This window comes from Caulobacter sp. D5, from assembly GCF_003185805.1.
In the GTDB taxonomy this organism is placed as follows: domain Bacteria; phylum Pseudomonadota; class Alphaproteobacteria; order Caulobacterales; family Caulobacteraceae; genus Caulobacter.
This window is the reverse complement of record NZ_QHJY01000346.1, coordinates 1-4,847: the sequence shown is the minus strand read 5'-3', so window position 1 is coordinate 4,847 and position 4,847 is coordinate 1. Positions and strand designations below refer to the sequence as shown.

Below are 4,847 nucleotides of genomic sequence, written 5' to 3'. Positions count from 1 at the left end.
CGCGCGAGGGCGCGCAGGCGCCGCGCCTGGCCGCCGACGCCCAGTCGGTGGAGGTGGCCACGGCGCTCGCCGGCCAGGGCCTGGCTCTGGGCTCGCCGATCTTCTTCGCCCCCGACATCGCCGCCGGACGCCTGGTGCAGCCGTTCGACATCGCCCCCCGCTACGGCGGCGGCTACTGGCTGGCCTATCCCGAGGAGCGCCGGCGCGTGCGCAAGATCGCCGCCTTCCGCGACTGGCTGCTGGACGCCGTCGCCGCCGACCCGGCCGTCGCCCGCTACAGGGACATCGTCTGACCGGATCAGGCGGCCCGGTGGAAGTGCTGGCGCAGGTTCGCCGGAATGGCGTCGTAGGTGGTCGGCTGGACTATGCTCAAGACCCGCCGGGCCTCGTCCAGCGGCATGGCGAACAGGGCCGGATAGTCGACCTCGGGCAGCCAGGCGGCCTTGCGCCCCGCTCGCCAGGCCTCGCGCACGGCGCGGCCGTAGGGCTGGCCGTCCTTCAGGCGGCGAAACTCGCGGGTTCCGGCCAGGGCGATCAAGGCGAAGCCCAGGCTGCGGGTCTGGGCGTAGGAGAAGGCCACGACGCAGACCTCTCCAAGCGCATCGGTGCCGTAGCCCGTCAGGACATGCCAGACGTCGTGCACGTCGCGCAGGCGGCGGGCGTACCAGAGCAGCGGGTGGGCCGCGTCCATGTCGGCGTCGGCGACCTTGCGGCTCTCGTCGGCCAGGCCCTCGGCGGTCAGGCCCCGCGGGGCGATGAAGTCGCGATAGGCCGCGCCCACCGTGCCCGGCTCGAACCTCGCCAGCCAGGCCGCGTCCGACAGCCGGTCGGCGAATTCCTCGCGGCGATAGGCGATCGCTCCGCCCTGCGGCGTCTTCAGCAGGCGGGCGTAGCCGCGGGGGATCGCGCGGCCGGAAAGCGCCCGCATGATCTCGAACACCTGGGCGGTGTCCTCCTTGTTGGCGATCAACCGGCGGACGGCGCGAAACGCCCGCAAAGGCTGCAAGCGGAAGCTCGCATCGCGGGCGCCGAGCGGCGGACGCCCCGAACCGGCGTCAAGGGCTTGCGCGGCTGCGTTCATCAGGCATGCTCCCGGCGTGACGTGAGTAAAGATGACACGACGTCATTTTTATTCAAGGGCCGAACAGGCGATCACGGGGGACCCCAGCCGATGGGTAGTCTGAAAAAACGATCGGTGAACCTCGCGGGCCACGCCACCTCGCTGGCGCTGGAGCCCGAGTTCTGGGCCGCGCTGGAGCGCATCGCCAAGCAGGACGCCGTCAGCATCGCGGCCCTGATCCAGCGCATCGACGTCGGCCGCGCCGATCGGCCGCTGGCCTCGGCGTGTCGGGTGTACGCGCTGGAACGGGCTGGGGGTTAGACCCCTACCCCGGCCGCGGAACCGGCGCCGGCAGGGGCTCGGGATTGGGCGTCGGCAGGGTCGGCGGCGCCAGGTTCGGCAGCCGCAGCTCAGCCAGGTCCGGCCGCACGGCCAGCAGGCCCGAGTTCCAGATCGCGTAGATCAGCAGCGCGACGAACAGCAGGACGGCCAGCATGGCCGCTCCACTCCACGCGCCTTCGTGATGATTTTCATGATGGCGAGCCATGCCCGCCTCCTCTGCTTAACCCGATACCACTAGCCGGGGGCCTTGGGCGCTTCGGGGACCTTCGGCGCGTCCGGCAGCTTGGGCGCGGAGGCCGAGATGTCGACGTCCACCGTCTTCTTCTGCGTGAAGCCGCCGGAGAACATCATGAAGGCCAGCACCGCGACGATCACCACCAGGGCGCCGACGATGAAGGCCAGACCCGCATTGCCGCCCGATTTGGTTTCTTCCGCCATTCTTCCTGCTCCTGCTTCGTCCCTGCGGATCAACGGGAGCGTCGCGGCCGGAGTTCCCTGAGCGGGCGCCACGGGGCTTAAGCCGGAGGAAGTTTGTGCTACATATGTTCCCATGTCTTCCGGCTTCGACTCGACCGACCCTCTCGGCGACCTCCCCGCTCCGCGCATCTCCGACCTGGCCCGGCCGCAGGCTCCCAGCGGCGGCGGACCTGCGCCCGACTACCTGAACGGCCTCAACACCGAGCAGCACGAAGCCGTCGTCACCACCGAGGGCCCGGTCCTGGTGCTGGCCGGCGCCGGCACTGGCAAGACCCGGGTGCTGACCACGCGCCTGGCCCACATTCTCGCCACCGGCCGCGCCCGGCCGTGGGAGATCCTGGCCGTCACCTTCACCAACAAGGCCGCGCGCGAGATGCGCGAACGGATCACCCACATCATCGGCCCTGAGGCCGAGGGCCTGCGCTGGCTGGGCACCTTCCACTCGGTGGCCGCCCAGATCCTGCGCCGCCACGCCGAGCTCGTCGGCCTGAAGTCGAACTACACGATCATCGACACCGACGATAACGAACGGCTGCTCAAGCAGCTGATCGAGGCCGAGAACATCGACGCCAAGCGGTGGACGCCGCGCATCCTGTCGGGCCTGATCGACGCCTGGAAGAACCGCGGCTGGACGCCCGACCGCGTGCCGCCCAGCGAGGCCGGCGAGTTCGCCAACGGCAAGGGCATCAGCCTCTATCGCCAGTACCAGGAGCGGCTGCGCATCCTGAACGCCTGCGACTTCGGCGACCTGCTGCTGCACAACATCACGATCTTCACCGGCAATCCCGACGTGCTGGCCGACTTCCAGCGTCGCTTCCAGTACGTGATGGTCGACGAGTACCAGGACACCAACGTCGCCCAGTACCTGTGGCTGCGCCTGCTGGCCCAGGGCCGCCAGAACGTCTGCTGCGTGGGCGACGACGACCAGTCGATCTATGGCTGGCGCGGGGCCGAGGTGGACAACATCCTGCGCTTCGAGCGCGACTTCCCCGGCGCCAAGGTGGTGCGGCTGGAGCGCAATTACCGCTCGACCGAGCACATCCTGGCCGCCGCCTCGACCCTGATCACCGCCAACAAGGGCCGCCTGGGCAAGACCCTGTGGACCGAGGCGACCGGCGGCGAGAAGGTCAAGGTTTCGGGCGTCTGGGACGGCGAGGCCGAGAGCCGGATGGTCGCCGACGAGATCGAAAAGGCCAAGAAGGCCGGCCGCCGCTACAACCAGATGGCCATTCTGGTGCGCGCCTCCTTCCAGATGCGCGCCTTCGAAGAACGCTTCGTGATGCTGCAGATCCCCTACAAGGTGGTCGGCGGTCCACGGTTCTTCGAGCGGGCGGAAATCCGCGACGCCCACGCCTATCTGCGCCTGATCCAGTCGCCCGACGACGATCTGGCCTTCGAGCGCATCGTCAATACGCCCAAGCGCGGCATCGGCGACACCTCGGTGCAGAAGCTGCTGCAGATCGCGCGCGGCGAAGGGATATCCACGGTCGAAGCGGCCCGGGTGATCATCGGCAGCGACGACCTGCCGGCCCGCACCCGCACGGCGCTCAGCAACTTCATCCGCGACCTCGACCGCTGGCGGGCGCAGATCGGCAACATGCACCACCAGCGGGTGCTGGAGATGGTGCTGGAGGAAAGCGGCTACACCGACGCCCTGCGCCTCGACAAAGGCCCGCAGAGCCAGACGCGGCTCGAAAACCTCAAGGAACTGGTCCAGTCGATGGGCCAGTTCGACAGCCTGGAGGCCTATCTGGAGCACGTGTCGCTGGTCATGGACCTCGACCGCGAGGCCACTGGCGACGCCGTCTGGATCATGACCCTGCACTCGGCCAAGGGCCTGGAGTTCCCGCTGGTGTTCCTGCCCGGCTGGGAGGAAGGCGTCTTCCCCAGCCAGCGCAGCATGGACGACAAGGGCGAGAAGGGCCTCGAGGAAGAACGGCGGCTGGCCTATGTGGGCATCACCCGCGCCCGCGAGGAGGCCCGCATCAGCTTCGTGGCCAACCGGCAGGTCTATGGCCGCTGGACCAGCCAGCTGCCCTCCCGCTTCGTCGACGAACTGCCGCTGGAGCACGTCGATGCGGGCTCGGAGACCGGCTATTACGGCGGCGGTCCGGGCATGCAGCAGACGGCCTCGTCGCGCTGGGACGATCCGGGCACGAGCGCCTTCCAGAGCGGCAGCTACGACAGCCCCGGCTGGAAGCGTGCGCAGGATCGAGTGCAGGCGCGCGGCTTCGCCGATCGGGGCGGAAGCAGCGGCGGCGGCAACGCGGCCTGGCGCGGCGGCGGCTCGGCCGCGCGATCCAAGCCGATCGAGGGCGAAGGCCGGCTGGTGGCCGTCTCGGCCCCGACCAACAGCGCCTACAGCCGCGGCGACCGGGTGTTCCACGTCAAGTTCGGCTACGGCCAGGTCGCCTCGATCGAGGGCAACAAGCTGACCGTCAACTTCGACAAGGCCGGCGAGAAGAAGGTCATCGACAGCTTCGTCGAGAAGGCCTGATGGCGGCGGGGGCAAAGCGGGGCGTCAATCCCGACAGCCCCCTCGCCCGGCTGATCGCCGGACCGATGCGTCCCGGCCGCCTCACCTGGATCGGCCTGAGGCCCGCCCGCCGCGCAGCCCTGGTCGCTGTCGATCGCGCGGAGGTCACGCTCGAAGCCGGCCTCGTGGGCGACCGTTACGCCGGTCGCCCCGGCGGTCCGCGCCAGGTGACCCTGATCCAGGCCGAAGACCTGGCCGCCATCGCCGCCTTCCTCGGCCGCGCCGAACCCGCCTCCCCGTTCGACCTGCGCCGCAACCTGGTGGTCGAGGGGATCAACCTGCTGGGCCTGGCCGACAAGCGGTTTCGGGTCGGCGGCGTGCTGCTGGAAGCCACCGGCGGCTGCCACCCGTGCAGCCGCATGAACGAGATCCTCGGCGAAGGCGGCTACAACGCCGTGCGCGGCCGCGGCGGCCTCACCGCCCGGGTCATCG

Annotated in this window: 7 protein-coding genes; 4 read left to right on the top strand and 3 right to left on the bottom strand. The window is 69.9% G+C overall.

All coding sequences use genetic code 11. The features are described 5' to 3' along the window. The coding region (locus DMC18_RS20270; protein ID WP_233248239.1) for a LysR substrate-binding domain-containing protein at positions 1-293 on the top strand (293 nt) is incomplete at its 5' end. 5 nt (positions 294-298) lie between these two features. On the opposite strand, the gene DMC18_RS20265 is transcribed toward DMC18_RS20270, so the two are convergent. Further along, positions 299-1,081 carry a Coq4 family protein gene (locus tag DMC18_RS20265; protein ID WP_110121630.1) on the bottom strand — a complete coding sequence of 261 codons (783 nt, stop codon included), beginning with the start codon at positions 1,079-1,081 and terminating at the stop codon, positions 299-301. Positions 1,082-1,171: 90 nt separating this feature from the next. Here DMC18_RS20265 and DMC18_RS20260 point away from each other — a divergent pair, with 90 nt between their 5' ends. Next, entirely contained in the window at positions 1,172-1,381 is a 210-nt protein-coding gene (locus DMC18_RS20260) for a ribbon-helix-helix domain-containing protein (protein WP_110121631.1), read from the top strand. 4 nt (positions 1,382-1,385) lie between these two features. Here DMC18_RS20260 and DMC18_RS20255 read toward each other — a convergent pair whose 3' ends face one another. Together DMC18_RS20255 and DMC18_RS20250 are read right to left on the bottom strand one after the other, a co-directional pair. Continuing rightward, entirely contained in the window at positions 1,386-1,607 is a 222-nt protein-coding gene (locus tag DMC18_RS20255; protein WP_110121632.1) for a hypothetical protein, read from the bottom strand. Between the two features lie 29 nt (positions 1,608-1,636). Continuing rightward, positions 1,637-1,840, bottom strand: coding sequence for a hypothetical protein (locus tag DMC18_RS20250; protein WP_110121633.1), 204 nt, complete (start codon positions 1,838-1,840; stop codon positions 1,637-1,639). 112 nt (positions 1,841-1,952) lie between these two features. Here DMC18_RS20250 and DMC18_RS20245 point away from each other — a divergent pair, with 112 nt between their 5' ends. Beyond that, on the top strand, positions 1,953-4,376 hold the full coding sequence (locus DMC18_RS20245; protein ID WP_110121634.1) for a DUF3553 domain-containing protein: 2,424 nt from the start codon (positions 1,953-1,955) through the stop codon (positions 4,374-4,376). Beyond that, a partial coding sequence (locus DMC18_RS20240) for an MOSC domain-containing protein (RefSeq protein WP_110133254.1) occupies positions 4,376-4,847 on the top strand: 472 nt, incomplete at its 3' end. The genes DMC18_RS20245 and DMC18_RS20240, both read left to right, overlap by 1 nt.